General features: G+C 71.1%; 20 protein-coding genes and 1 tRNA gene. 9 read left to right on the forward strand and 12 right to left on the reverse strand.

The window, feature by feature from the left end; genetic code table 11:
* Nucleotides 1–2 precede the first annotated feature (2 nt).
* Nucleotides 3–959, forward strand: a complete 957-nt coding sequence (locus AB0P03_RS15825) for a M48 family metalloprotease (protein WP_350876994.1) — start codon at nt 3–5, stop codon at nt 957–959.
* Between the two features lie 19 nt (nt 960–978).
* Here AB0P03_RS15825 and AB0P03_RS15830 read toward each other — a convergent pair whose 3' ends face one another.
* On the reverse strand, nt 979–1,665 hold the full coding sequence (locus AB0P03_RS15830) for an NAD(P)H-dependent oxidoreductase (RefSeq protein WP_363629314.1): 687 nt from the start codon (nt 1,663–1,665) through the stop codon (nt 979–981).
* Nucleotides 1,666–1,738: 73 nt separating this feature from the next.
* Here AB0P03_RS15830 and AB0P03_RS15835 point away from each other — a divergent pair, with 73 nt between their 5' ends.
* Entirely contained in the window at nt 1,739–2,638 is a 900-nt protein-coding gene (locus tag AB0P03_RS15835; RefSeq protein ID WP_363629315.1) for a sigma-70 family RNA polymerase sigma factor, read from the forward strand.
* A gap of 42 nt (nt 2,639–2,680) precedes the next feature.
* On the opposite strand, the gene mug is transcribed toward AB0P03_RS15835, so the two are convergent.
* From mug to AB0P03_RS15865, 6 genes are all read right to left on the reverse strand, one after another.
* Nucleotides 2,681–3,223, reverse strand: coding sequence for a G/U mismatch-specific DNA glycosylase (mug, locus tag AB0P03_RS15840; protein ID WP_363629316.1), 543 nt, complete (start codon nt 3,221–3,223; stop codon nt 2,681–2,683).
* Complete coding sequence (locus AB0P03_RS15845) at nt 3,220–4,242, reverse strand: phosphatase PAP2 family protein (protein ID WP_363617892.1); 1,023 nt, start codon at nt 4,240–4,242, stop codon at nt 3,220–3,222. The genes mug and AB0P03_RS15845 overlap by 4 nt, the downstream gene beginning before the upstream one ends.
* Before the next feature lie 118 nt (nt 4,243–4,360).
* Nucleotides 4,361–5,479 carry an aminopeptidase P family protein gene (locus AB0P03_RS15850; protein WP_363629318.1) on the reverse strand — a complete coding sequence of 373 codons (1,119 nt, stop codon included), beginning with the start codon at nt 5,477–5,479 and terminating at the stop codon, nt 4,361–4,363.
* Between the two features lie 29 nt (nt 5,480–5,508).
* Nucleotides 5,509–5,946, reverse strand: coding sequence for a hypothetical protein (locus tag AB0P03_RS15855; RefSeq protein ID WP_363579982.1), 438 nt, complete (start codon nt 5,944–5,946; stop codon nt 5,509–5,511).
* Nucleotides 5,943–7,370 carry an APC family permease gene (locus tag AB0P03_RS15860; RefSeq protein WP_363629393.1) on the reverse strand — a complete coding sequence of 476 codons (1,428 nt, stop codon included), beginning with the start codon at nt 7,368–7,370 and terminating at the stop codon, nt 5,943–5,945. Before AB0P03_RS15860 ends, AB0P03_RS15855 begins: the two co-directional genes overlap by 4 nt.
* Nucleotides 7,371–7,767: 397 nt before the next feature.
* Nucleotides 7,768–9,093, reverse strand: coding sequence for an MFS transporter (locus AB0P03_RS15865; protein WP_363629319.1), 1,326 nt, complete (start codon nt 9,091–9,093; stop codon nt 7,768–7,770).
* Nucleotides 9,094–9,267: 174 nt separating this feature from the next.
* Here AB0P03_RS15865 and AB0P03_RS15870 point away from each other — a divergent pair, with 174 nt between their 5' ends.
* From AB0P03_RS15870 to AB0P03_RS15880, 3 genes are all read left to right on the forward strand, one after another.
* A complete protein-coding gene (locus AB0P03_RS15870; RefSeq protein ID WP_363579986.1) occupies nt 9,268–9,921 on the forward strand; it encodes a helix-turn-helix domain-containing protein in 654 nt (217 codons plus the stop codon).
* Nucleotides 9,922–9,963: 42 nt separating this feature from the next.
* Nucleotides 9,964–10,455 (forward strand): hypothetical protein, encoded by a 492-nt coding sequence (locus AB0P03_RS15875; RefSeq protein WP_363579988.1) that lies wholly within the window; start codon nt 9,964–9,966, stop codon nt 10,453–10,455.
* 197 nt (nt 10,456–10,652) lie between these two features.
* A complete protein-coding gene (locus AB0P03_RS15880; protein ID WP_363629321.1) occupies nt 10,653–11,192 on the forward strand; it encodes a hypothetical protein in 540 nt (179 codons plus the stop codon).
* Nucleotides 11,193–12,517: 1,325 nt separating this feature from the next.
* On the opposite strand, the gene AB0P03_RS15885 is transcribed toward AB0P03_RS15880, so the two are convergent.
* Entirely contained in the window at nt 12,518–13,141 is a 624-nt protein-coding gene (locus tag AB0P03_RS15885) for a helix-turn-helix transcriptional regulator (protein ID WP_363629323.1), read from the reverse strand.
* A 432-nt stretch (nt 13,142–13,573) separates the two neighbouring features.
* Here AB0P03_RS15885 and AB0P03_RS15890 point away from each other — a divergent pair, with 432 nt between their 5' ends.
* Genes AB0P03_RS15890 through AB0P03_RS15900 form a run of 3 tightly spaced genes read left to right on the forward strand, consistent with a single transcriptional unit; the run spans nt 13,574 to nt 17,530 of the window.
* The gene (locus AB0P03_RS15890) at nt 13,574–14,215 is read left to right on the forward strand and encodes a hypothetical protein (RefSeq protein ID WP_363629324.1); all 642 of its coding nucleotides are present in this window, start codon (nt 13,574–13,576) and stop codon (nt 14,213–14,215) included.
* A 40-nt stretch (nt 14,216–14,255) separates the two neighbouring features.
* Nucleotides 14,256–15,674 (forward strand): transcriptional regulator, encoded by a 1,419-nt coding sequence (locus tag AB0P03_RS15895; protein WP_363629326.1) that lies wholly within the window; start codon nt 14,256–14,258, stop codon nt 15,672–15,674.
* A complete protein-coding gene (locus AB0P03_RS15900) occupies nt 15,674–17,530 on the forward strand; it encodes a DEAD/DEAH box helicase (RefSeq protein ID WP_363629328.1) in 1,857 nt (618 codons plus the stop codon). Before AB0P03_RS15895 ends, AB0P03_RS15900 begins: the two co-directional genes overlap by 1 nt.
* A 211-nt stretch (nt 17,531–17,741) precedes the next feature.
* Here the strand turns inward: AB0P03_RS15900 and AB0P03_RS15905 are convergent, their stop codons facing one another.
* Entirely contained in the window at nt 17,742–18,230 is a 489-nt protein-coding gene (locus AB0P03_RS15905) for a YajQ family cyclic di-GMP-binding protein (protein WP_063348915.1), read from the reverse strand.
* 216 nt (nt 18,231–18,446) lie between these two features.
* Here AB0P03_RS15905 and AB0P03_RS15910 point away from each other — a divergent pair.
* Nucleotides 18,447–18,528: transfer RNA gene (locus tag AB0P03_RS15910), tRNA-Tyr, on the forward strand.
* 164 nt (nt 18,529–18,692) lie between these two features.
* On the opposite strand, the gene AB0P03_RS15915 is transcribed toward AB0P03_RS15910, so the two are convergent.
* The 3 genes from AB0P03_RS15915 to AB0P03_RS15925 all read right to left on the reverse strand — a co-directional run bounded on the left by AB0P03_RS15915 (nt 18,693) and on the right by AB0P03_RS15925 (nt 22,513).
* Nucleotides 18,693–20,096: a site-specific integrase gene (locus AB0P03_RS15915; protein ID WP_363629330.1), complete on the reverse strand. Its 1,404-nt coding sequence runs from the start codon at nt 20,094–20,096 to the stop codon at nt 18,693–18,695.
* The gene (locus tag AB0P03_RS15920; RefSeq protein ID WP_280675284.1) at nt 20,096–20,281 is read right to left on the reverse strand and encodes a helix-turn-helix domain-containing protein; all 186 of its coding nucleotides are present in this window, start codon (nt 20,279–20,281) and stop codon (nt 20,096–20,098) included. Before AB0P03_RS15920 ends, AB0P03_RS15915 begins: the two co-directional genes overlap by 1 nt.
* Nucleotides 20,282–20,536: 255 nt before the next feature.
* Entirely contained in the window at nt 20,537–22,513 is a 1,977-nt protein-coding gene (locus AB0P03_RS15925) for a DUF3987 domain-containing protein (RefSeq protein WP_363629332.1), read from the reverse strand.
* Nucleotides 22,514–22,574: the final 61 nt, after the last annotated feature.

A 22,574-nucleotide genomic window follows, 5' to 3' on the forward strand; every position in this document is an offset into this window, starting at 1 on the left:
CCGTGGGCTTCTTCGTCTTCCTCCCGCTCATCCTGCCGCTGACCGCGGTGCCGATCGCGCGTCTCACCGAGCAGCACCTGCACCCGCGCGGTGCGGCCCGGCTGATGACCGTGATCAGCGCGGTGATGGCGGTGTGCAGTGTGCTCTGCCTCGGCCTGATCGGCGTGGTGGGCACCGCGCAGATCCCCGGCAACCCGCTGCCGGACAGCTGGTCCGATCCGGAGGTGCGGGCCGCGCTGCCGTACCACGAGACGTTCGGGACGGCCGCGATGTGGCTGCTGGTCCTGGTGGCCGCGGCCTGTGCCCGGACGGTCGGCCGGCATCTGCGGGTGCGCTCGCGGGCCCGGCGGGCGCTGACCGGGTTGCCGGCGGGGCCGGAGTCGGCCGGCGACCTCGCGGTGCTGCCGGACCGCAGCCCGTACGCGTACGCGCTGCCCGGTTCGCCGGGGCGGGTGGTGGTCTCCACCGGGATGCTGGCCGGGCTGCCCGAGGACGAGCGGGAGGCGCTGCTCGCGCACGAGCGGGCACACCTGCGCCACCGCCACCACCGGTACCTGCTGACCACCCAACTGGCCGCCTGCGTCAACCCGTTCCTGCGGCCGCTGCAGTACGCGGTGGCGTTCAGCGCGGAGCGCTGGGCGGACGAGGAGTCGGCGCAGGAGGTGGGGGACCGCCGGATCACCGCGCGGGCGGTGGCCCGGGCGGCCCTGGTGTCGCACGCGGCGCCGGCGCCCGGCTTCGCGGCCTTCGCCGCCCCGGCGCCCGCGCCCGGCCCGGTGCCGCGCCGGGTCGCCGCACTGCTCGGCCCGGTGCCGACGTCCCGCAACTGGCCCCCGGCGAAGACCCGGGCGGGCCTGGCCGCGATGGTCGCCGCGGCCGGTACGGCGGCGTCGGCGCTGTGCGCGCTCAACGCCGCCGTGGCCCTGCTGGTGGTGCTGAAGGCCGTCACCCCGCTGTAGACCGGGTGGATCAGGCAGATCAGGCAGTGGCGAGCGCGTCCAGGGCGGCCTCGGCGTCGGCCAGGGACTTCGCGGCGATCGGCTGCAGCCCGGCCAGGGCGGGGATGTCGTCGGCGCGGGTGAGTTCGGCCGGGACGATGTGCAGGTGCTCGGCCGGGACGCCGAGCCTGGCGAAGTAGGCCCGCAGGTACGGGGTCTGGAAGTCGAAGGCCTCACGCGGGGTGCCGGGGCCGTAGCCGCCGCCGCGGGCGGCCGCGACGACGACCCGGGTGCGGCGCAGCAGGCTCTCGCCGGTGGCCGGGTCGGTGTAGACGCCGGGGAAGCTGATCCGGTCGATCCAGGCCTTGAACACGGCCGGGACGGTGAGGTTGTACATCGGCACGCCGAGCAGCACGGTGTCGGCGGCGAGCAGCCGGTCGACCAGCGGGTGGGTGAGGGACCACTCGTGTTCCTCGTCCGGGCCTTCGGCGAGGGCGGCGATGTCGGAGGCCGGGATGGTCCCCTTGCGTTCGACGCGGCGGCCGAGCATGGCGTACCCGGCGCCGATCGCGGCGACCGGCTCGGCGGCGAGGTCCCGGTAGACGTACCGGCCGGCGGAGCCGTGCCGGGCGCGCCAGGCGGCGGCGAACCGGGCGGTCAGCGCGCGGCTGACCGAGTCGCCGAGGCTGATGCTGGAGTCCAGGTGCAGCAGGGTGGTGGTGGTCACAGCGTTCTCCCGTCACTTCGGTGGTGGGTGGATCGTCATCGGTGTGACGGGCGGGGCCGAGGAAAGGTGACCGATGGACCGGGACGAGGTGCGGGCGGCGCGGTTCGAGGCCGAGCGGGGGAGGCTGCGGGCGGTCGCCCAGCGGATGCTCGGGTCGACGGGCGAGGCGGAGGAGGCCGTCCAGGAGGCGTGGCTGCGGCTGGACCGGGCCGGCCCGGACGAGGTGGACAACCTGCCGGGCTGGCTGACCACGGTGGTGTCGCGGATCTGCCTGGACGTGCTGCGGGCCCGCGCGGTGCGCCGCGAGGAGCCGACCGGTGACGCGTTGCCGGCCGGTCTGCCGGACCCGGCGGCCGGGGCGGGGGCCGAGGGCGCGGATCCGGAGCGGGAGGCGCTGCTGGTCGACTCGGTGGGTCGGGCGCTGCTGGTGGTGCTGGACCGGCTGGGGCCGGCCGAGCGGGTCGCCTTCGTGCTGCACGACGGTTTCGCGGTGCCGTTCGAGCAGATCGCGCCGATCGTCGGCCGGACCCCGGTGGCCGCCAAGAAGCTGGCCAGCCGGGCCCGGCAGCGGGTGCGCGGGGCGGCCGCGCTGCCGCCGGAGCGGCTGGCCGGGCACCGGCGGGTGGTGGAGGCGTTCCTGTCCGCCGCCCGGGGCGGGGACCTGGCCGCGCTGCTGGCGGTGCTGGCGCCGGACGTGGTGCGCCGGGCCGATCCGGCCGCGCTGCCGGCCGGGCGTTCCCCGGTGGCCCGGGGCGCGGAGACGGTGGCCCGGGAGACGACGGTGTTCGGCCGGCGGGCCCGGTTCGGCGCGGTGGCACTGGTGGACGGGGTGCCGGGGATCGTGATCGCCCCGGGCGGGCGGTTGCGGCTGGTGCTGCGGGTGGCGGTGGCGGACGGCCTGGTGGCCGGCTACGAGGTGGTCGCCGACCCGGAGCGGCTGGCCGCCCTGGAGCTGGCCGTGCTGCCGGAGTGACCGGGTCGCGCCACCGGATCCGGCGGCCCCCAGCCTCAGCCGTCAGCCGTCCAGCGCGTCCCGGAGCCGGCGGAACTCGGCGGCCAGCCCGTCCAGCGTGTAGTGCGCGTTGAGCCCGCTCGGGTTGGGCAGCACCCACACCTCGGTGTCGCCGATGCCCTCCGGCTGGCGGCCGATCGCGGCCCGCCGCTGCCCGAAGGCCGTCCGGTAGGCACCGATGCCGAGCACGGCCAGGACGCGCGGGCGCAGCCGCAGCACGCGTTCGGTGAGCGCGGCGCCGCCCTCGCGCAGTTCCTCGGCGGTCAGCTCGTCGGCCTTGGCGGTGGTGCGCGGGGCGACGTTGGTGATGCCCAGGCCGAGCGCGGGCAGTTCGCCCTGCTCGTCCGGGCGGAACTGGCGCGTGGTGAAGCCGGAGCGGTGCAGGGCGGGCCAGAAGCGGTTGCCGGGGCGGGCGAAGTGGTGCCTGGTGGCGCCGGACCACAGGCCCGGGTTGATGCCGCAGAACAGCACCCGCAGTCCGGGCCCGGTGACGTCCGGGATGGTGGTGTCCTTGGCCGCCTGGAGCTGTTCGGCGGTGGGCTTCACGGGAGGGAGGGGCTGGTTCGGCACCCGGCCAAGTCTGCCCGTTCCCTGATGAGCCGGGTACGCCGGTTCCGCAGCCAGCGGAGGCCGAACACCACCAGCGCCGCGTACGCCCAGCCCGCGAAGATGTCCACGATGAAGTGCTCGGCGCCGTACACCAGGGTGAACGCCATCGCGAGCGGATAGGCGACCAGCAGCGCCCGCAGCCAGGGGCGGGCCGTCGGCCAGAAGAAGAACAGCAGCATCGCCGGGTAGGCGGAGTGCAGCGAGGGCATCGCGGCGACGTCGTTGGCGAACTGGCTGCCGTTCTCGACCAGCGAGTTGGCCTGCGGCAGCCCGCTCGTGGAGATCACGTCCCATACGACCCGGGTGAGCCCCGGCAGGTGGCCCTCCTGGGCGACCAGCCACGGCGGGTCGGCCGGGTAGAGCAGGTACGTGGCGAAGCCGGCGAAGGTGAGCAGCAGGTAGCAGGCGAGCAGTTGCCGGAACCGCTCGTGCCGGCGCCGCCAGAGCACCGCGAGCAGGACGAACACCAGGAAGAAGTGCGAGAGGTAGACGACGGTCGCCGCGTAGTCGTACCAGTGCGGCGAGCCGGGCGTCCACAGCGCGTGCTGGAGCCGGACGGTCCAGGTCTCGCCGAAGCCGAGCACCTCGTCGGCGCGCAGTTGCGGCAGCCAGTGCGGGGCCCACGGGGTGTGCGCGCCGTAGCCGCGCAGCAGCGAGTACGTCCAGACCGCGGCCATCACCGGCACCCAGTCGCGCAGCACCAGCAGGAAGCCGCGTCGGCCGTGCCCGCTGTGCACGGCCGCCGTCAGCAGGGCGCCGATCAGCCACAGGAACACCACGTCGTTGGCGAAGGCCATGCCCTGGGTGCGCAGGTACCAGACGAGCGCGGTCAGGTAGACCGGCCAGGCCAGCAGCCGGAGTCTCGACAGACCGGTACGGCGGGGGCGGGCGGTCACGGGTCGCAGTCGCCCGGCCCGCGCCGGGGTGGGCGGGGCCGGGCTGAGCAGCTTCGTCATGCTCACCGAAACTACCAACGCAAACTTGGAGGACTCTGGGTGAACCATGACCGCCTCGTAAGAAAGTCGCACAGTCGGACCGCCGTTCTGGCGGCGGAGCAGCGGGGTGACGGCCCCGTCATGAGACGAAGCCCAGCTCGTGCGGGGTGTTGTTGAGCCGGCGGCCGCCGGTGGGGGTGACGGTGACGATGTCCTCGATCCGCACCCCGAAGCGGCCGGGCAGGTAGACGCCGGGCTCGATGGAGAAGCACATGCCGGACACCAGCGGCCGCTCCTCGCCCTCGACCAGGTACGGCGGTTCGTGCGTGGTGATGCCGATGCCGTGCCCGGTGCGGTGGATGAAGTACTCGCCGAAGCCGGCCTCGGTGATCACCCGGCGGGCGATCCGGTCGATCTCCTGGCAGCTGACCCCGGGTCGGACCGCCTCGAACGCGGTCTGCTGGGCGAGCCGGACCACGTCGTGCACCTTCTGGACCTCCGCCGGCACCTCGGTGCCGACGTGCACGGTGCGGGTGGTGTCGGAGCCGTAGCCGTCCTTGAGCCCGCCGAAGTCCAGCACCACGGTGTCGCCGGGCCGGATCACCCGGTCGCCGGCCTCGTGGTGCGGGTCGGCGCCGTTCGGGCCGGAGCCGACCACGGTGAAGTCGACCTGGCTGTGCCCGTACTTGATGAGCAGTGCGCCGAGGTCGGCGGCGACGTCGGTCTCCCGGCGGCCGGCGAACTCGACCTCCAGGATGCCCCGGTAGGCGGCGTCCGCGGCGCCGCCGGCCGCGGCCAGCCGCTCCAGCTCCTCGGTGCCCTTGACCGCGCGCAGCATCGGCAGGGTCTCGGTGAGCGAGGTGAAGCCGGTGCCGGGCAGCGCGGCCTGGAGGCCGAGCAGGTGCATCGCCCAGGCGTTGTCGGAGATGCCGTACCGCCCGGCCGGGTCGAGCAGCGGGCGGACGGTGGCGTACGGGTCCTCGCCGTCGGTCCAGTCGAGCAGCCGCAGGGCCGGGGCGCCGGCCGCCCTCTCGGCGTCCGGGCGCTCCAACCTGGGGACGATCAGCGCGGGTGCGCGTCCGGCGGTGATCACCAGGGCGGTGAGCCGCTCGGTGATCGCGGTGGGCTGGTAGCCGCACAGGTAGACCAGGTCGGGGCCGGGGGCGACGACCAGGCCGGACAGTCCGGCGGCGGTCGCTTCGGCGGCGGCCCGGGCCGTCCGGGCGGTGTAGTCCTCGGTGGTGAAGGGTCGAGGCACGGTCGGGTCCTCCTCGAAGGCCGGGCGGGCTACTTGCGGACGGTGTCCTGCAAGTTGAGGTCGTCGATCTTGTCCTGGATCTCGGCGAGCCTGCCCGGGCAGTACACCGAGAGCACGATCGCCTCGGCCCGCACCGCGTCGCGGTCGGACAGCACCGGCCGTTGGCCCGGCCCGTCGGCGCCGTTGGACATGCCGGACGTCCACTGCGCCTGGGTCAGGGCGTTCGACGGGTTCGCGCAGACGGCGCCGCCGTCCTCGCCCAGGGTGTGCACGATCTGGTCCCGCGCGGGCACCGGATAGCCGGCCGAACCCAGCGCCCGGGCGAGCTGCCCGGCCTTGCGGTCGGCCTGGTCGGTGGCGTGCAGTTGGGTGAACGAGAGCAGGCCGGTGATCAGCATCGCGACCAGCAGCCCGATCGCCCCGAGATAGATCCAGCGGTGCCGGGAGGCCATCAGGCTGGTGGTCATGCCGCACCGCCCGCGGCGCCGCGCAGCTCGGCCGACTCCTGCGCGGCCAGCTCCGCCGCCGCCTCCGGGGAGCGCCAGCCGGGCTTGCGCAGCCGTAGGAACAGGTACGGGACCAGCAGGCCGAGGACCAACAGGCCGCCGCCGACGATCCCGATGTACGTCCAGACGCTGCCGCTGCCGAACTGGGACGACGGTACGAAGCCGATCGCCATCGCGCACGCCGAGGCGAGCAGCCCGACCACGCAGATCGGCACCAGCGCCGGGGCCCGGTAGCCGCGCGGGTGGTCCGGCCGGGTGCGCCGCAGCCGGATCGCGGCGGTGAACATCAGCAGGTAGACGATCAGGTACACCTGCGTGGTGATCACCGAGAAGATCCAGTACGCGCTGGAGACGTTCGGGATCAGCGCGTACAGCAGGGCGATCGCCGTGGTGACCACGCCCTGGGCGACCAGCAGGTTCTGCTGGACGCCCTCCCGGTTCAGCCTCTGCAGGAACGGCGGCAGGTAGCCCTCCTGCCGGGAGATCATCAACAGGCCCTTGGACGGCCCGGCCAGCCAGGTCAGCATGCCGCCGAGCGAGGCCGCGATCAGCGCCACCGCGATCACCGGGGTGAGCCAGCCGATGTCGAAGTACTGGAAGAAGGCGTCGAAGGCCTGCATCACGCCGGCCGTCAGGCTCAGCTCGCTGGACGGCACCACCCAACTGATCGCCAGCGCCGGCAGGATGAAGATCAGCAGCACCATCGCCGACGCGGTGAACATCGAGCGCGGGAACTCCCGCGCCGGATTGCGCAGCGAGGAGACGTGCACCGCGTTCATCTCCATGCCGGAGTAGCTGAGGAAGTTGTTGACGATCAGCACCAGGCTGGCCAGGCCGGTCCACTGCGGCAGCAGGTGCGCGGAGTCCATCGGCGCGGCGGAGCCGTTGCCCTGGCCGAGGAAGACGAAGCCGAGCACCACCAGCAGTGTGCCGGGGATCAGCGTGCCGATCACCAGGCCCATCGAGGACAGGCCGGCCACGGCCTTCGTCCCGCGCGAGGAGACCCAGACGCCGGTCCAGTACAGCACCATGATCACCACGGCGGTGTACGGGCCGTTGCTGGCCAGCTTCGGGTTCACCACGTACGCGATCGTCGATGCCACGTACGCCAGCAGCGACGGGTAGTAGAAGATCGTCATCGCGAACTGGCACCAGACGGCGAGGAAGCCCAGCGGCTTTGACAGGCCCTCCGAGACCCAGCGGTAGACGCCGCCCTCCCAGCCGGACGCCAGCTCGGCGGAGACCAGCGCGGTCGGCAGCAGGAACACCAGCGCCGGGACGAGGTAGAGGAAGACGCAGGCCAGGCCGTAGACGGCCATGGTCGGGGCGGAGCGCAGGCTGGCCACCGAACTCGTGGTCATCAGGGCGAGCGTCAGCCAGGACATCCGGGGTGCGGTGACCACCCGGGCGGCCACCGCGCCGGTCCGCTCGCGGGTGGTCGGGCCGTCGGGGCTCCTCGGGCCGCCGGGGCTCCTCCGGTCACCGGGGCCTCCCCGGCCGCCGGGGTCGCCCTGGTCACCGGGGCTGCTCGGGTCACCGGTCCTGCTGGGACCGTCGGGGGCGGCGGCCTCGCCGGGGCCGCCCCGGCCGGGCGAGGGCGCGTCCGTGGAACCCATCTGTCCTCCTCCGGTACGGCCCCGGCCGGCTGCGCGACGTCCGGGCGCGAGGCGCCGCGGGCGCGGACGCCGCCCGGGAGGGGCCCCGGGGCGGGCCGTACCCGGCCAGTTCACCCGGTTGCCGAGGCCGCCGCATGCGGCGTGCACCCGCGCGGGTGAGCGACTGTCAGGGGCGGGCCGCCGGATCCTGCGGCGCCGGCCAGGCGGCGCGGCGCAGCGTACGGCTCGCGGTCGCGGGCAGCAGGGCGGCCGCGAGCAGGACGCTGATCGCGGCCAGCGCGACGGCGGGGGAGAGGTGGTCCAGCAGCAGGCCGCTGCCGAGCGTCCCGGCCGGCATGCCCGCGGTCAGCAGCGTCATGGTCGCCGCGATCACCCGGCCGCGGAGCTCGTCCGGCACCTGCTGGAACACCAGCAGGTCCAGCATCACCCGCAGGGCCGGAACGCCGATCCCCACCACGAACAGCGCGGCGAACACGGTGGCCACCCCGCCCGGCAGCAGCGGCGCCAGCGTCACCGGCACGGCGGTCCAGGCCACCACCAGCAGCAGGACGCCCGGCCCGGCCAACCGGTGCAGCCGGGACACCAGGACCGCTCCGGCCAGCGCCCCCACCGCCTCGCCGGCCAGCGCCAGGCCGATCCCGGCGCTGCTCGTGCCCCCGTCCCGCAGCAGCACCATCACCGGCAGCATCAGGGCCGTCCCGGCGAAGTTGACCACCAGCAGGACGGCCAGGGCGGAGCGCAGCAGGGGGGCGGCGGCGAGCAGGCGGAACCCGGCCAGGGCGCCGCCGGACTCGGGGGCCGGTTCCGTGCCGCCCGGTTCGCGGTTCGGCTGTGTGGCGGTTTCGCCGCTCGGCTGTGCGTCGGCGGGGCGGCCGGGGAAGCGCACCACGAGCGCGGCCACCAGCGCGAGCAGGGAGGCGAGCGCGGTGCCGAGGAACGGCACCGCGCTGCCGAGCCCGTACAGGAAGCCGGCCAGCGGCGGACCGGCCAGCGAGGCCCCGGTCATCCGGGCCTCGTCCTGGGCGAGTGCCTGCGGCAGCTGCTCCGGCGCCACCACCGAGCGCAGTGCCAGCAGCCGGATCGGGCCGCTGTACGCGATGGTCGCCCCTACGGCGGCGGCGACGAGCAGCAGGTGGGCCAGGGTCAGCCGGTCGAAGGCCATGGCCACCGGGACGGTCGCCGTGACGAGCAGCCGGGCGGCGTCGGAGGCGATCAGCACCCGGCGGCGGTCGAGGCGGTCGGCGACCACGCCGCCGTGGACGCCCAGCAGCAGGGTCGTGACCATCTGTACGGCCCCGAAGGCCCCGGCGGCGGTGGAGGAACCGGTGAGTGCGAGGACCAGCAGTGGGAAGGCGGTGTCGCCGACCCGCATGCCGAGCGTCGCGGCGGCCTGGCCGGCCCAGAGCGCCTGGAAGCGGAAGTTCCGTCGCAGCGGGACGGGCGGCGTGGCCGCCGCGGCCTTCGCCGCCGTCTCTCCTGCCCCCGCTGCCATCCTCGACTCGTCAGCCGCCGTTCTGTTCCCCGCCATGGCCCACCCCGCTGTTCGCGCTTCCGACATCATTCACGTTGTGGTGAATGATGTCGGAAGCATGATTGGTTGCGCAAGGGTGAGCGCTCACCAGAGCGTGATTGCGTGCGGCGCGGCCGATCTGCCAAGGTGGTGCCCGTGGCCGAGCACGATCTGGAACCCGCCGACGGCGGCGAGCAACCCACCACCTGGGTCAAGGAACGCCAGGTGGCCGACGTCGCCGTGCTCAAGGCGCTGGCCGACCCGCTGCGGCTGGCCATCCTCGGCGCCCTGAAGTCCGGCGAGGAGCGCCCGCTCACCGCCAAGGAGATCGCCGCCGCGCTCGGCGAACCGCAGACCAAGCTCTACCGCCACATCAAGCAGTTGGAGAAGGCCGGGCTGGTCATCGTGGCCGGCACCCGGCTGGTCTCCGGGATCGTCGAGAGCCGCTACGCCGCCGCCCAGGAGTCGATCCGGCTCGCCCCGGAGATGTTCACCGCGGACTCCCCGGGCCGCTCCGAGGCGTACGACGCCATCCTGGCCGCCATGGACCGGGTCCGCGGCGACTTCCGCGCCCAGGTCCTCGGCGGGCGGCTGGACTTCAGCTCGCCCCGGGACGGATCGGTCGGGCCGCCCGGACTGTTCGTGCACTCGACGCTGCGGCTCAGCCCGGACCGGCTGATCCGGCTGCGGACCCAACTCGCCGCAGTCATCGACGAGCTGAACGAGGAAGCGCCCAGCACGGCCGAGGACGCGGTGGACGTGACGGTCTTCACCCTGCTCTACGGACTCCAGCCGGGCACGGAATCATAAACTCCGCGCCGACTGTCGGTGCGGTGGGACACGATGACCGGCATGTCCTATGAACTCCAGGCCCTGATAGGAACATTCGAGCTGTTGGCGGTGGCCGCGGCGGAAACCTCGACGGCCCGGGTGGTGCCACTGGCGCAGGGTCTGGCCCTGATACCGGTCACCCCCGCGGTGCTCTCCGCCCTCCAGACCGACGACGGCTCGACGAAGCCCGCCGAGGGGGCCGGCTTCGGCTGGCACCCGGGCGGCTTCGAACTCCGGCTGGCCGCCTGGTCCAAGGCCGGCCCGATCGCCTGCGTCGAGGCCGAGTACTTCGGCGGCAGCGGCACCCAGCGCGCCGCCGTCTGGGAGGACGGCCGGATCGTCCTCGGACCGCTCACCAAGGGAGAGTTCGAACCCTTCCCGCCCGAGGGCTCCCCGATCTCCCGCGCCCTGCGGCGGATCGGCGCCCGCACCGAGGCCGGCCGGGTGGACGAGTTCGAGTCCGTCGGCCTGTCCGCCCACCGCGGCACCAGCGGCTGGGCAGCCGCCGACTGACCCGCCGCCGACTGAGGTGCCGCCGACTGAGGTGCCGTCGGATGACTCGCCGTCGGGCGGCCCATCGCCGGATGGCTCATCGTCGGCCGGCCGTCGCGCGTCGTTCGGCGTAGCTGCGGTGGCTGCGTCAGGAGTGCTGCCCCACCGTGTGAAGCAGGCGATCCCGCCTGACTCGCACTTGAGAGGGAGCAGCACCCATGCGTGCCACCCGGATGGTCGCCGCGCTGATCGCGGCCCTCGCGCTGACCGTGGTCACCACGGCGTTCGCCACCGCCGCCGACCGCCAAGCCGAGGCCCCGCGCACCACCCTCGCCTCCGCCCCGAACCCCGCCGCCATCCCGGCGCCCGCCGACCTGGTGGTTGCCGCCCCGCTCCTGCCCCCGGACCTGGCCCTGCCGACCGTTCCGGTGCCCGCCGCCCCGGCCCTGCCCGCCGTCCCGGCCCTGCCCGCGACCCCGGACCCGAGCGCGGCCCTCGGGACTCTCGGCGACGTCATCAACCAGATCGCCGGCCTGCTCTCGGAGGCCACGTCCACCACCCCCGACCCCGCGGCCGTCCAACAGCTCGTCGCCACCCTGCAGGGCCTGATCGCCCAGCTCTCGACCGCCCCGGCGGTGACCGCCCCGACCCTGTCCAAGGCCTCCGGCCCGGCCACCCTGCTGGACCAGCTCGCCACCCTGCGCGCCCAGGCCCAAGCCCTCGCCACGGCCGCCCACCCCCACCCTGCCGCCGGCTGACCCCACCCACGCGAAAGGCCCCGCCCCCCGGAGCTCAAGCTCCCGGGAGCGGGGCCCTGCCGCACAACCCTCCAGGGGTCAGCGGTAGTTCACGTACTGCACCAGCACCGCGCTGACCTGCGAGTTTGGCGCGATCACGGCGCTGACCTGGGAAAACCCTTGTCACTGGGTTTCGCTGGTAAGCGCTGTTCGCCGCCCTGTCGGCCACCAGGGCGGAGCTGTCGGTCCACAGTTGCCAAGACCTGCTTGGCGTCGACTGCCCGCAGGCGACGCCTCCTTGATCATCTCAGGCGCAAGGCCGGCGGCCGCTGTCTCCGGCCAATGCGGAATCTCGAAACCAGAGTGGCGGCCCCGGTTGTGCTCCCAGCCACCACCGATCTGGCTTCCATAGCTCCACACTGGGTTCGCCGTGCCGCCCAGGCCCGCTTGCCCGACCGCGGTCCAACCCCCGGCCTCATGCCTCACTCGTGGCCCCCATACCTCTTGGTCGCCATACCCCGCCAGTGTCCCCGGGTGGCGGGGTATGGCTGGCTGTATTGCCGCGCTGAGGGGCCCAGGTAGCGGCTCGTTCGGGTCTTGCTCAGTGCCGACAGCGCAACGACCGCTCGGCCCGTCCGCCGTCGGCCGACAGCGGTTTTTTTCATTGACCGGAGGCGCGGTGTCGGCCAACGCCGGTCACTGGAGGAGGCTGATTGCCTCCAGGACGAGACGTACGACCTGCCAGAAAGATCGATCGCTACCGAGTGTACGAACCGTTACGGCCAGGGCTTTTGCGAGCTCCGCCGCGAGCTGGCGGACGGAGGTTGCGGGAGCCGGATGTGATGCCGGAGCGTTCTCCGGCGCACGGCGCTGTGGTCGGTCGGCGGGGGCAATCGGAGCGCTGATATTACATCCGCATTTGCAGACCGTATTCTGCTGATGGCGCTGGACCTTCCGGCCGTTTGGCCTGTGCTTGCGCTGGTGCCGGCGCTTGTGCTGCATACGAGCTCCTTGGTGTCGTTGCACAGCAGTCGATCGGTTGTCGTTCCGGGAGTCCCTGGGGCAGCCTGCCGGTCCGATTTCCCAGGCCAGGGGCTGGTCGGCCTTCTTCGGAAGCAGGACATCAGGACATGGTGCGGTTCGCGGATCAGCAGGAGGCGCGACTTTGGAGGTGGCCTCGGATTCGCTCTACCGAAACCCTTGCCGACCGGTTTCCGGCCAGTGGAAGGCGCAATGCCGTTCCGGACGGTTTGCGCTTCTGGTGGTTATGGCAGGTGCGGTTTGCGGCCGCCCCTGTCGGCGCCTGGAATTTATCGGATTGCCGAGTCGGCCAAATCCTAATCTCCTCAACTCCTTCCAGAATTGTCAAATCGCAGTGCCGAAATCACCATGTCGACCATGTCGGCGTGCCGCCTGGCGGCTGTTGACAGAATTATTCGGGCGGCATCTTCATGCCCGAACGAGAGCAGGATTCTGGCGTTTGCCATGATTTCCGCCAAGGATGCAGAGATTGCCCAGATCTCCAGACCGAACCGTAACTCGCCTGGAATGCCGGTGGATGCTCCGGCGGTCGATGCCGTTCCGCTCGTCGTGGCTGCGGTCCGCAGGGCGGCGTCGGCGAGGGCGGCGGAGCCGTTGCGCCGGTCCCCTTCGATGCGCCGCTGCTCGGCAGAGCTGTTGTGCCGGTCCCCTTGCCGGGCGAGGGGTGTGCTGCGGCATGAAGAGGGGGCGCAGCGTGCCTCCATGTGCAGCTGCAGGAGGTGCTGCAGCTGGAACGGCAGGGGCTGGCGCCGCACGGCCTCCTCGTACAGGCGGATCAGGTGCTGCTTCTTGGGGGTTCGGCGCCCGTGGAGCCAGTGCGACACTGACGCCTCGGAGACGCCGATGCGCCGAGCCACGGCCGCCATGGGGATTCGGTCGAACGCCTTGCGGATTACGGCCAGTGCGGCGGTGAACCTCTGGCTATGCATGCAAGAGGTCTGACTGTTCTCAGGCTTGGAGGGTGAGGGGATTTCTGTCGGCATGTCGATATTTCTCGTAGGGGGCATTCCCGGGCAAACCCTTTCATGCGGCTTTGCATGGCCGCCTGATGCGGCACGGGTCGACCATAGGGGATTCCCGCCTGCCTCCGGTAGTGGATTTCGGCCGAAGGTTCTTTACATCCCTGTAAAGAGTGTCGCGGGGTGTGCCATAGCGGGAATTCGCGACAGATCGGACAGCTTGTCATTTGCGCGCCACTTAAGGTATTGCCTTGAGGGGATGGCTGTGATATACAGAAGGCTTGTTCGGCATTACGCTTGGATGCCGGGCTTGGCCACGGCTGTGCCGCCTGTGCGCGGCGAATGGAACGGGTGATGCGAGTGTCTGATCTGCCGGCATGGGGCGACCCTGCCCTCGGAACCATGAAGCGCGCCGCTCTCTGGCTGGTCACGGTGGTAGGTGAGGGGCGGGTCTTCACCAAGGAGGAGCTCCGCCAGGCCTTTCCCGGTGTCTCCCAGATCGACCGGCGGATGCGTGACCTCCGGGACTTCGGGTGGGTCATCCATACGAACAGGGAGGCGGGCGATCTTGATCCGTCTGAGCAGCGCTTCGTCGAGCAGGGGATTCCGGTGTGGGAACCGGGCAAGGCGACCCGCCCGAAGGGGACGATCGCGATCGGTGCCGGCAAACGCCGGGAGACGATCTCCGGGGACGGGAACATGTGCCGGTCCTGCGGCATGACGCCGGGTGCGGTGTACGAGGGCACCTATGACACGGCTCAACTGGACATCGCCCGCCGACGAGTGCGCCGCCCGGATGGAACCGAGGTGGTTGAGCTGGTGACTGAATGTCAGCGCTGTCGACTGGGCGGCCGTCAGTTGGTGGCGGACCTCGGCGATGTCCTCAGGGCCATAGAGCGCCTTCAGGCGGAGGACCGCGAGGTCCTGGCCGACTGGATCGCTGCTGACGAACGCGACTTCCGTTCCGTCGAACAGGTCTGGAGCTCTTACCGGGCCCTCCCTGACAGCTCTCGCGCGGAGGTCCGCGCGGCACTCGAGCTCTGAACACCACAACGATTCGTATGCCTCGCGAGGGGGAGAAGGAATGACCAGGGACTACGGCCGGCCGCCCAGGGCAGAGGAGAACCGCGCGTCGGTGGAGTTCCGACTCAGGGAGCTTTCCGAGGCCGGGGGCCTCCGGGAGACGGTGACGATCGACTGGAGGGGGAACCTCTCCTCCTTCGATGTCATCGAGATGTCGGTGGGCGACCTCTACTACAACCCGGCTACTCATCGGATCCGGGCACAGCGGAGCCACGATGCCGACCGGGACCTGCTTCTTGAAGCAGATCCGTGGAGCGCCGAGAGCCAGGCGTACCTCGACTTCCTGCTGAAGGCTGTGCCGGCAGACCCCTCACGCCCCGACCCCGAGTTCGACAAGCTCGCGGACAGCCTTGTGCAGTACGGGCAGAACGACGCCGGCCTCATTACCCGTGACGGGGTCCTGGTCAACGGCAACACCCGGAGGGCGGCGTTGCTCCAGCGGTACGGGCCCACCCAGGTCATGCGTGTAGGCGTCCTCCCCGCGTCGTGCAGTTGGGGCGACATCGCCTCGGTCGAGCTGGCCCTTCAGCTACGTAAGGATCACCGGCGCGAGTACTCCTACATCAACCGGCTCCTGGCTATCGACGAGCTGGTCTCCCAGGGCGTCGCGCTGGCCAGCATCGCGACGACCTTCCGCACCACACAGGAGGCCTGCCGCCGGGACCAGTGGGTCTACAACCTGATCCGCAGCATGGTCAGGAGGAGTGAGGCCGACGGGCGGGCGCTGCCGCTGATCGCCTTCGAGGACCATGCAGAGAAGCTGCGGGAGCTGCACCGGAAGGTGGCCAAGGAGGAGGCCAACAGCCCCGAGAAGGCCGACCTCATGCTGGAGCTCCGCTTGGCGGCGGCCATGTTGGGCTTTTCCAAGACCGACCTGCGGCTCATCGAGGCCGACTTCCAGGGCCGCTACCTGGCCAACGCCCTGCCCAGCGGCCTCCAGCCGGTACCGTCGTCGGCCGGAGCGGTACGGATCCCGGGCCTCAGCCGGACGGTGAAGGGCCCGTCGGATGCCGTGGCCGCTGCCCGGGTGATGACGGACGCAGTGCTACAGGCCAAAGCCGTCAGTTCTGCCCATCTCCCCACCGGTAGCCAGGAAGCAGTGCGGGCGGCGGACACACTGAGGGCATACAAGGACGCGTTCGAGTCGTCGCTGGAGTTCGCCGGCAAGGATGCCCGAGTCCGGAAGCGCAAGCAGGCAGCCCCCACTCGTCTGGCTGATGCCAGCCAGGCGATTGATCAATGCGTGACCGACCTGGTGATGTCCCGGGCGTCGCGCAGCCTCGACGAGGATGCGTTCGACGACGCGGTGGCCAAGCTCCGGCGGAGTCTCGGTAAGCTCGCGATCGAGGTCAAGCGCACGGTTTCCGAGCCCGGAGACGAGACGTCCTGGCTGATCGGATTGCTCGACAAGGGACACTAGTGCTGGACTACCCCTCGACCAGTCTCACTCTTGGGTTCGACGTCAGTCGGACGAAGGCGCTGCTGCGTACGACTCCGGAGCACGGTGCCGAACTCGCCCGGCTGCTGACCCGGTTCCCGGCTGGACGGATGGCCGAGTTGCACACTGCGGAGGTTCCCGTTGACGACTTCGTGGCCGGCATCGAGGCGCTGAGCGGCTGGAGCGACCCAGAGGGAGTGGTCTGGGAGCCGGCCTTCCAGGACCTGGTCGTCGAGATGCTGGACACCGCCGATGCCGCTGAGCGGTTCTTGGCGGGGGGCATCGAGGACGGCGAGGTTGATCCGGACGACCTGGACCGGATGCTGGGCGAAGGCTGGGCGGGCGACCTGACGCCGTTTCAGCGGCGCGATGCGGCAAGGCTGCTGTCGCTCCGCCACGGGGCGAACTTCAGCGTTCCCGGGGCCGGCAAGACCCGTGTCGCGCTCGCCGCTTTCGCCGCCCTGCGCGAGCGCGGCGATGTTCTCAGGATGCTGGTGGTCTGTCCTAAGTCCGCGTATGAGGCGTGGCAGGTTGAGAGCCGCGCCTGCTTCCGGGAGCCGCCGGACGTCCGAATCCTGGGCAGCAGGATGCCGGACTCGGCCGACATCCTGCTGGTCAACTACGAGCGTCTCGGCCGGTCGCAGTTCGCACTGGCGGAATGGCTCTCCTCCGCCCCGGCCCTGTTGGTCCTGGACGAGGCCCACCGCATGAAGCTCGGCAGCGCGGGCGTGTACGGGGCGGTCTGCCTAGCCCTGGGCCCGCTGAGCCGTCGTCGGCTCATCATGACCGGAACCCCGGCCCCCAATGGCGCGAAAGACCTGGAGAGCCTCCTATCGTTTGTCTGGCCCGGCCATGGCCGCCGGGTGGTGGCCCAGGCCGTCAACGGCGGCGACCTCTCTGAGGCGAGTCGCGTCCTCAGGCCGCTCTACACGCGGACGACCAAGTACGAGCTCGGGCTTCCGCCGATGGACGTCCGCATGCGGTTCCTGCCGATGCCCCCGTTGCACCGCGAGATCTACGATGCCATGGTCGGCAGGTTCACGGTTCGTGCGCTGGCGGAGCGGGCGAGCTTCCATTCCCTCGGCCGGGCGGTGCTCCGGCTGCTGATGGCGGCGACGAGCCCCGCCCTCCTGGTGGAGGGGTCCAGCCGGTTCGAACCGTTGGCCCTCCGGGTTCCGCCACTCTCTGTGCCCGAAGGGGACCCGCTGCACGCGCTATTGCAGAAGCTGTCCAGCTACGAGACGCCTCCCAAGTACCTGGAAGCGCTGTCCATCGTGAAGGCCAATGCAGCCGAGGGGCGCAAGACACTGGTCTGGGCCAGCTTCGTGCGGAGCATCACGACACTGGCAGCCCTCTTCGAGGGCTACCACCCTGCGGTTATCCACGGCGGTACCCCTGACAGGGAGGAGCAGCTGCGCCGTTTCCGGCAAGACCGCGACTGCGCGGTCCTGATCTCGAATCCGGCCACGCTAGGTGAGGGGATCAGCCTGCACCAGGTATGCCACGACGCGGTCTACATCGACCGGGACTTCCAGGCTGGCCGCTTCCTCCAGAGCCTCGACCGCATTCACCGTCTCGGCCTGCCGCCCCAGGCGGTGACGCGCGTCACTGTCCTGGCTTCAGAGGGCACCGCAGATGAGAAGGTCGCCGTTCGCCTGGCTGAGAAGATCGACTTTATGGGCCGCATCCTGGACGATCCGTCCGTCCAGATGCTGGGCGACCTCGATGAAGAGCCCCCGTTCGCGGGCGGCATTGACGAGGCTGACCTCCAGGCGCTTCTCCAGCAGGCGGTAGGCGGCCTGCCGGAAGGCAGCCGGTGGGGCGCAAGTCGGAGATAGCCGCAGTTTCGCAGTGGACTGCAGGTGACCGGAGCTCTACTGGCAGATGGGTAGTGTGCGGATCGACCCGGTCGGCGAAGGGCGATTTCGGATTCTGGGCCGGTGAAGGCCCGCCTGCCGCAGACAGCGGTCTGCGGCAGCCGGGCCATCGCGAGCGTACGACGCTCAGTCACTTCTGGAATCGGGGCCCTGCCGCACAACCCTCCGGGGGTCAGCGGTAGTTCACGTACTGGATCGCGAAGTCCAGGTCCTTGCCCTTGAGCAGTGCCTGTACGGTCTGCAGGTCGTCGCGGCTCTTCGAGCTGACCCGCAGCTCGTCGCCCTGGACCTGCGCCTTGACGCCCTTCGGGCCCTCGTCGCGGATGATCTTCGCGACCTTCTTGGCATCCTCCGTGGAGATGCCCTCCTTGATGTCCGCGAAGATCTTGTACTCCTTGCCGGACAGCTGCGGCTCGCCGGCGTCCAGGGCCTTGAGCGACAGTCCGCGCTTGATGAACTTGCCCTGTAGGACGTCCAGGATGGCCTTCACGCGCTCCTCGCCGTTGGCCTTCATCTCGATCTTCTCGCCGGAGCGGCTGATCTCGCCGCCGACGCCCTTGAAGTCGAAACGGGTGGCGATCTCACGGGAGGTCTGGTTGATCGCGTTGTCGACCTCCTGCCACTCGACCTTCGAGACGATGTCGAAACTGGAGTCGGCCATGGGTGTTGGTCTCCTTGATGTTCTGGCTTCACTGGCACGGCCTGCCCCACCGGGCGTCCGCCTCCCCAGCCTATCCAGCGGTACCCCGCCCCCGCCCCCGACAGCCACGCCGTGGCCCTTGATCATCACGTGACCTATCGAGTGGCGGAGCACCCCCTGGCATCAGGTATTGTTTACGACGTCGAACGGGGCGGACGCCCCGGGGGACAAGATCCTGGCTGGTTGCCCGAGCGGCCAAAGGGAGCAGACTGTAAATCTGCCGGCATAGCCTACGTAGGTTCGAACCCTACACCAGCCACCGGATAGAGAACGGCCCCTGATCTGCGGAAACGTGGATCAGGGGCCGTTTCTTTTTACTCGAACGCAGGCCACACCGGATGGCCGTTTTGCGCGGTTTGTCTCACCCTGTTTCGCCCGAATCCCAGTCCTGACCAGCAGTTCCGGACCAGGCGCGGACCAGGATCAAGAGCCCTCGGTCGTCGATGGGTGTGAGGCCCGCCGCTGGAGCCTCTCGGTGATGAGCCGGTTCGCGTGGTCCTCATCGCCGTGGATGCACTTGGCGTAGACGCGAAGCAGAACCGCGATGCTGTGCCCCGCACGTCGGGCACACTCGGCCACCGCAACGCCGGAGGCCAGCCAGAGCGAGATCCCGGCGTGCCGGGCGTCGTACGGACGCTTGGCGAGGGGGGTGGCCCGCTCCTCCTCACTGAAGACCTCGGCCCGTGCAGCGGCCCAGACGACGCCGTACCCGCTCTCCTGCACCATGCCGTTCCGGAAGGTCCGGAAGAGCCGGCCGTCGGGAGCCGTGCCGTACAGCTCGATGTGCTCCCGCAGCAGCTTCACCAGCTCGGGCGGGATCGGTACCGGCCGGGTGGCCGACTCCGCCCGGTGCTTCAAGCCGCGGGGATCGTGGGACGCGCCGCTATCGGTCCAGGACGACCCGACACGGGGGCTGTTCCCGTTGAGGTTGAGCTTCCCCCAGCCCTCCGCCGGGAGAACGCACCGGTCCTTGCGCAGGTGGACCACCTCGCCCGGACGCATGCCCGCGTAGTACATGCACCCGAAGAAGGTGACCAGCCGTGGCCCGCGCCGCCCCTGCCGGCCGACGGCCTCCAGCATCGCGGCGGCCTGCTCCGGGCTCATGACGTACTCGGGATCGACCCCATCCTCGGCCCGAGGGGGCTGCCACTGCACCGACGGCAGCGGATTGACGGTCAGGAGGCCGTCCTCGACGGCACGGCCCAGGACGTGGTTCAGGATCCGGCGTTTCCGGAGCGTGGTCGAGGCGGCGGCCTTGGTGCCGTCCAGCTTCACCGAGAGGGCGGCAAGCAGGCGGCGGACCATCTTCGGGTCCGCCAGCTCGGACACGTCCACCGAGTTCCGCGCCACCCATGCCAAGGCCTTGGCGACGTCGGCCGGCGGCTCATCGGTCCAGCGGTTCACGTTGAAGGCCCAGCCGTACAACGCGCGCCGCACCAGCAGCTTGTCCGGCATGCTGGTCTTGCTCTTGACCAGCTCGAACGTGACGCTGGCCAGGGCGTCAGCCCAGGTCGTCCGTGTCTTGGCCGGGGCGCCGTCCCAGCGGGCCTCGACGTAGTTCCGTCCGTGCTGGTACCAGGTAACGGAGCTTTGCTCCTCCTGGCGCTTGCGAAGCTCCGCGAGTGGGAGGCCCGTCTCCGTATCGAACGGCTCGTGGGAGGCCGCCGCGACGAGCAGCTCGGCCTTCCGGCCGTCCGCCTGGGTCTTCGTGAGGTAGGACTCGGAGAACTCCAGGGTCCCGTTCACCGTCCACCGCACCATCCACGGCCTGCGCCGGTCGGGCCGGTGGCGGTGCTCCCAGAACGTGACCTTGTAGGAGGTGGGCATCAGGCGGCCACCTCGCAGGCGGCGAGCCACGCGTCCAGGTCGGCTCGGTCGACCCGGACCTGACCGTTGGGGAGTTTGATGAGGCGCGGCGCCTGGCCCCGGGCGCGCATCCGGTAGAAGGCGGCACGGGACATGCCGAGTTCGGCGAGCACTACGGGGAGCTTGAGCAGTTCGCGCTTGGGCATGGCGAAGTCTCCTGCTGTGGGTGCGGAGGGTGGCTGCGGAGTGTTGCGAGCCCTCTCGCGGGCGGCGGCGAAGGGCGGAAGACGTCAGGCATGTCAGGGGAACCCGCTGACCTGCCGATACGGCTCCTGGCCGGGCGTCAGGGGTTGTCAGGGCTGTCAGGAGAGTTCGGCTATCCCTGACAACCCTGACGTGCGCTGACGGCATGTCCGGCGGCGTATCGCCAGGTCAGGGCTTTGTCCTGACGTTCCTGACGGTTACGTGATCGGGTCCGTGTCGGTGGGGGCGCTCAGCGCAGGGTGGACACGGTAGGTGATGGCCTGCGGTCGTCCACGCTGGTTGCTCGCCGGGGGCTGGTCGGTGCGGAGCCAGCCGTGCTGTTCGAGGAGGGCGAGGGCGGGTTCGACGTCAGCGACCTTCTTGAACCGCCGGGACGACGCGACGGCGTCGTGGGCCTTGATGTGGGTGCGGTGGGTGCCGTCCTTCTTCGGCCGCTGGAGCCACTGGAGGAGGGCGTGGGCGTCCTCGGTGGCGGGGTCGGCGGCGATGAGGTCGAAGACGGCGAGGGTGTGGGCGGTGTAGTACTCGGCGATCTCGGCGGCGCGGTCGACGGTGGCCGCCTCGACGGGCGCGCGCCAGTCGCCGCCGACGTGGTCGGCGAGGTGGAGGAGGACCGCGATGCGGGCGATGTGGCCGACGAGCTTGCCCGCCCAGTCCTTGATGTGGGCGAGCGGCTCGTCCGGGCGGAGCTGGACCTCGAACCTCTCCTGCAGCTTCTCGACGGCGAGGTCGGCGGCCTCGGTCATCTTCGCGACGACCGGTTCGTCCAGCGCGGTGAGGGTGCGCAGGAGCGTGGACAGGCGGACGTCGTAGGTGGTGGCGACCGGCGCGGGGATGGGGGTGGTGCGGATCTTGCGGTAGCCGAGGTTGGACGGCGGGAGGGAGTACAGGAAGCGGGCGAGCAGGCCGCGGTCCCGGGTACCGGGGGCGGCGCCGAGTTCCTGGAGGACGGCGGGCTGCGGGGTGACGCCGATGGTGAGCGCGGGCTTGTCGACGGTGGGCTGCTCGCGGGTGATCCGGTCGGCCTGGAGCCGCTCGCCCTTGTGAGCCTGGAGGAAGACGCCGAGGTTGGGCTTGCTGCTGTAGCGGCCGACGATGCTGTCGAAGAGGTCGCCCTCGGGGGAGAGCGCGGCCAGACAGCGGTGGACCGCGAGCTGGTGGGTGACGGTCTCGGGGGTGATGTCCCCGGACAGGGTCAGCCGCGGGCTCGGCGGCACGACGATCTCGTCGGCCAGCATCCGGGCGCCGGAGATCTCGGCCACCAGATGGGCGCGGTCGAGGTCGGGGTTCTTGCGGGCCTTGGCCATGAGCGCCTCGACCTCGGCCAGCGCGGTCTCCTTGGCGGTCTCGGCCTCGATGATTCGGCCGCGGGCCTCGGCGCGGAGCTCGTCCTCGACCCGGTAGACCGGGCCGGTCATGAACGCGAACACGTCGGACTTGCGGCTGGCCGGGGGCATCGCGCACACGAGGTAGAGGTTGGACTGCTCGCGCCAGCCGGGCCGGATCTCCACGTTCACCCGGCCGCCGGCGGCGGTCGACAGCGCGGCCAGGGACATGGTGGCGGCCATGTCGACCGGGGTCTGGGTGAACTCCGCCACCGCCTCCACGTACGCGCCCAGCCACCCGGGCAGGGCCCGGACGGGGAACGTCGGCAGGGCGCCGTGGGAGCCGAGCGGGACGGGGTCGAGCCAGGTCTCGCCGGAGGCGAGGTCCGCCAGGGCGGCGAGGGCGGCGGTGCGGACGGCCTCCAAGTCGGCCTGGTCGTCGCCGGCCATGTGGGCGAGGCGGCTGGTGGCGGTGTTGATCCGGCGACGTTCGGCGGCCACGCGCACGATCTCGGCGTAGTAGTCGCCGTTCGCGGCGGTTGGGGTCGCCTCGATGCAGGTGTGCAGGTAGCCGGGCCCGCCGATGCGGACCAGGTCGCCCTGGGCGCGCAGGACACCGGCCAGCAGCACCGGGTCGACCGGCCGCTCGCCGTCGGCCATGCGGACGATGGCGCGCCAGATCGTTTCGTGTGCCGGGTGGTAGAAGGCGCTCGGGTCGCCGAGCTGGGCGGCCAGCGCCGGCACCTGGGCGGGGTCGAGCAAGGCAGCGCCGATGACGGCCTGCTCGGCGGCCTTGACCTCGGCGGGCTCGGGCCGGAACGGGATAACGGCCGCGTGCTGGGTGCTCAACGGGGGCTCCTTTCGTGCGGAGCGGTCCGATCCCGGGGAGACCATCGGGCGCGGACCGCCC

Origin of the sequence: Kitasatospora sp. NPDC088779 (genome assembly GCF_040685395.1) — a bacterium.
Lineage (GTDB): Bacteria > Actinomycetota > Actinomycetes > Streptomycetales > Streptomycetaceae > Kitasatospora.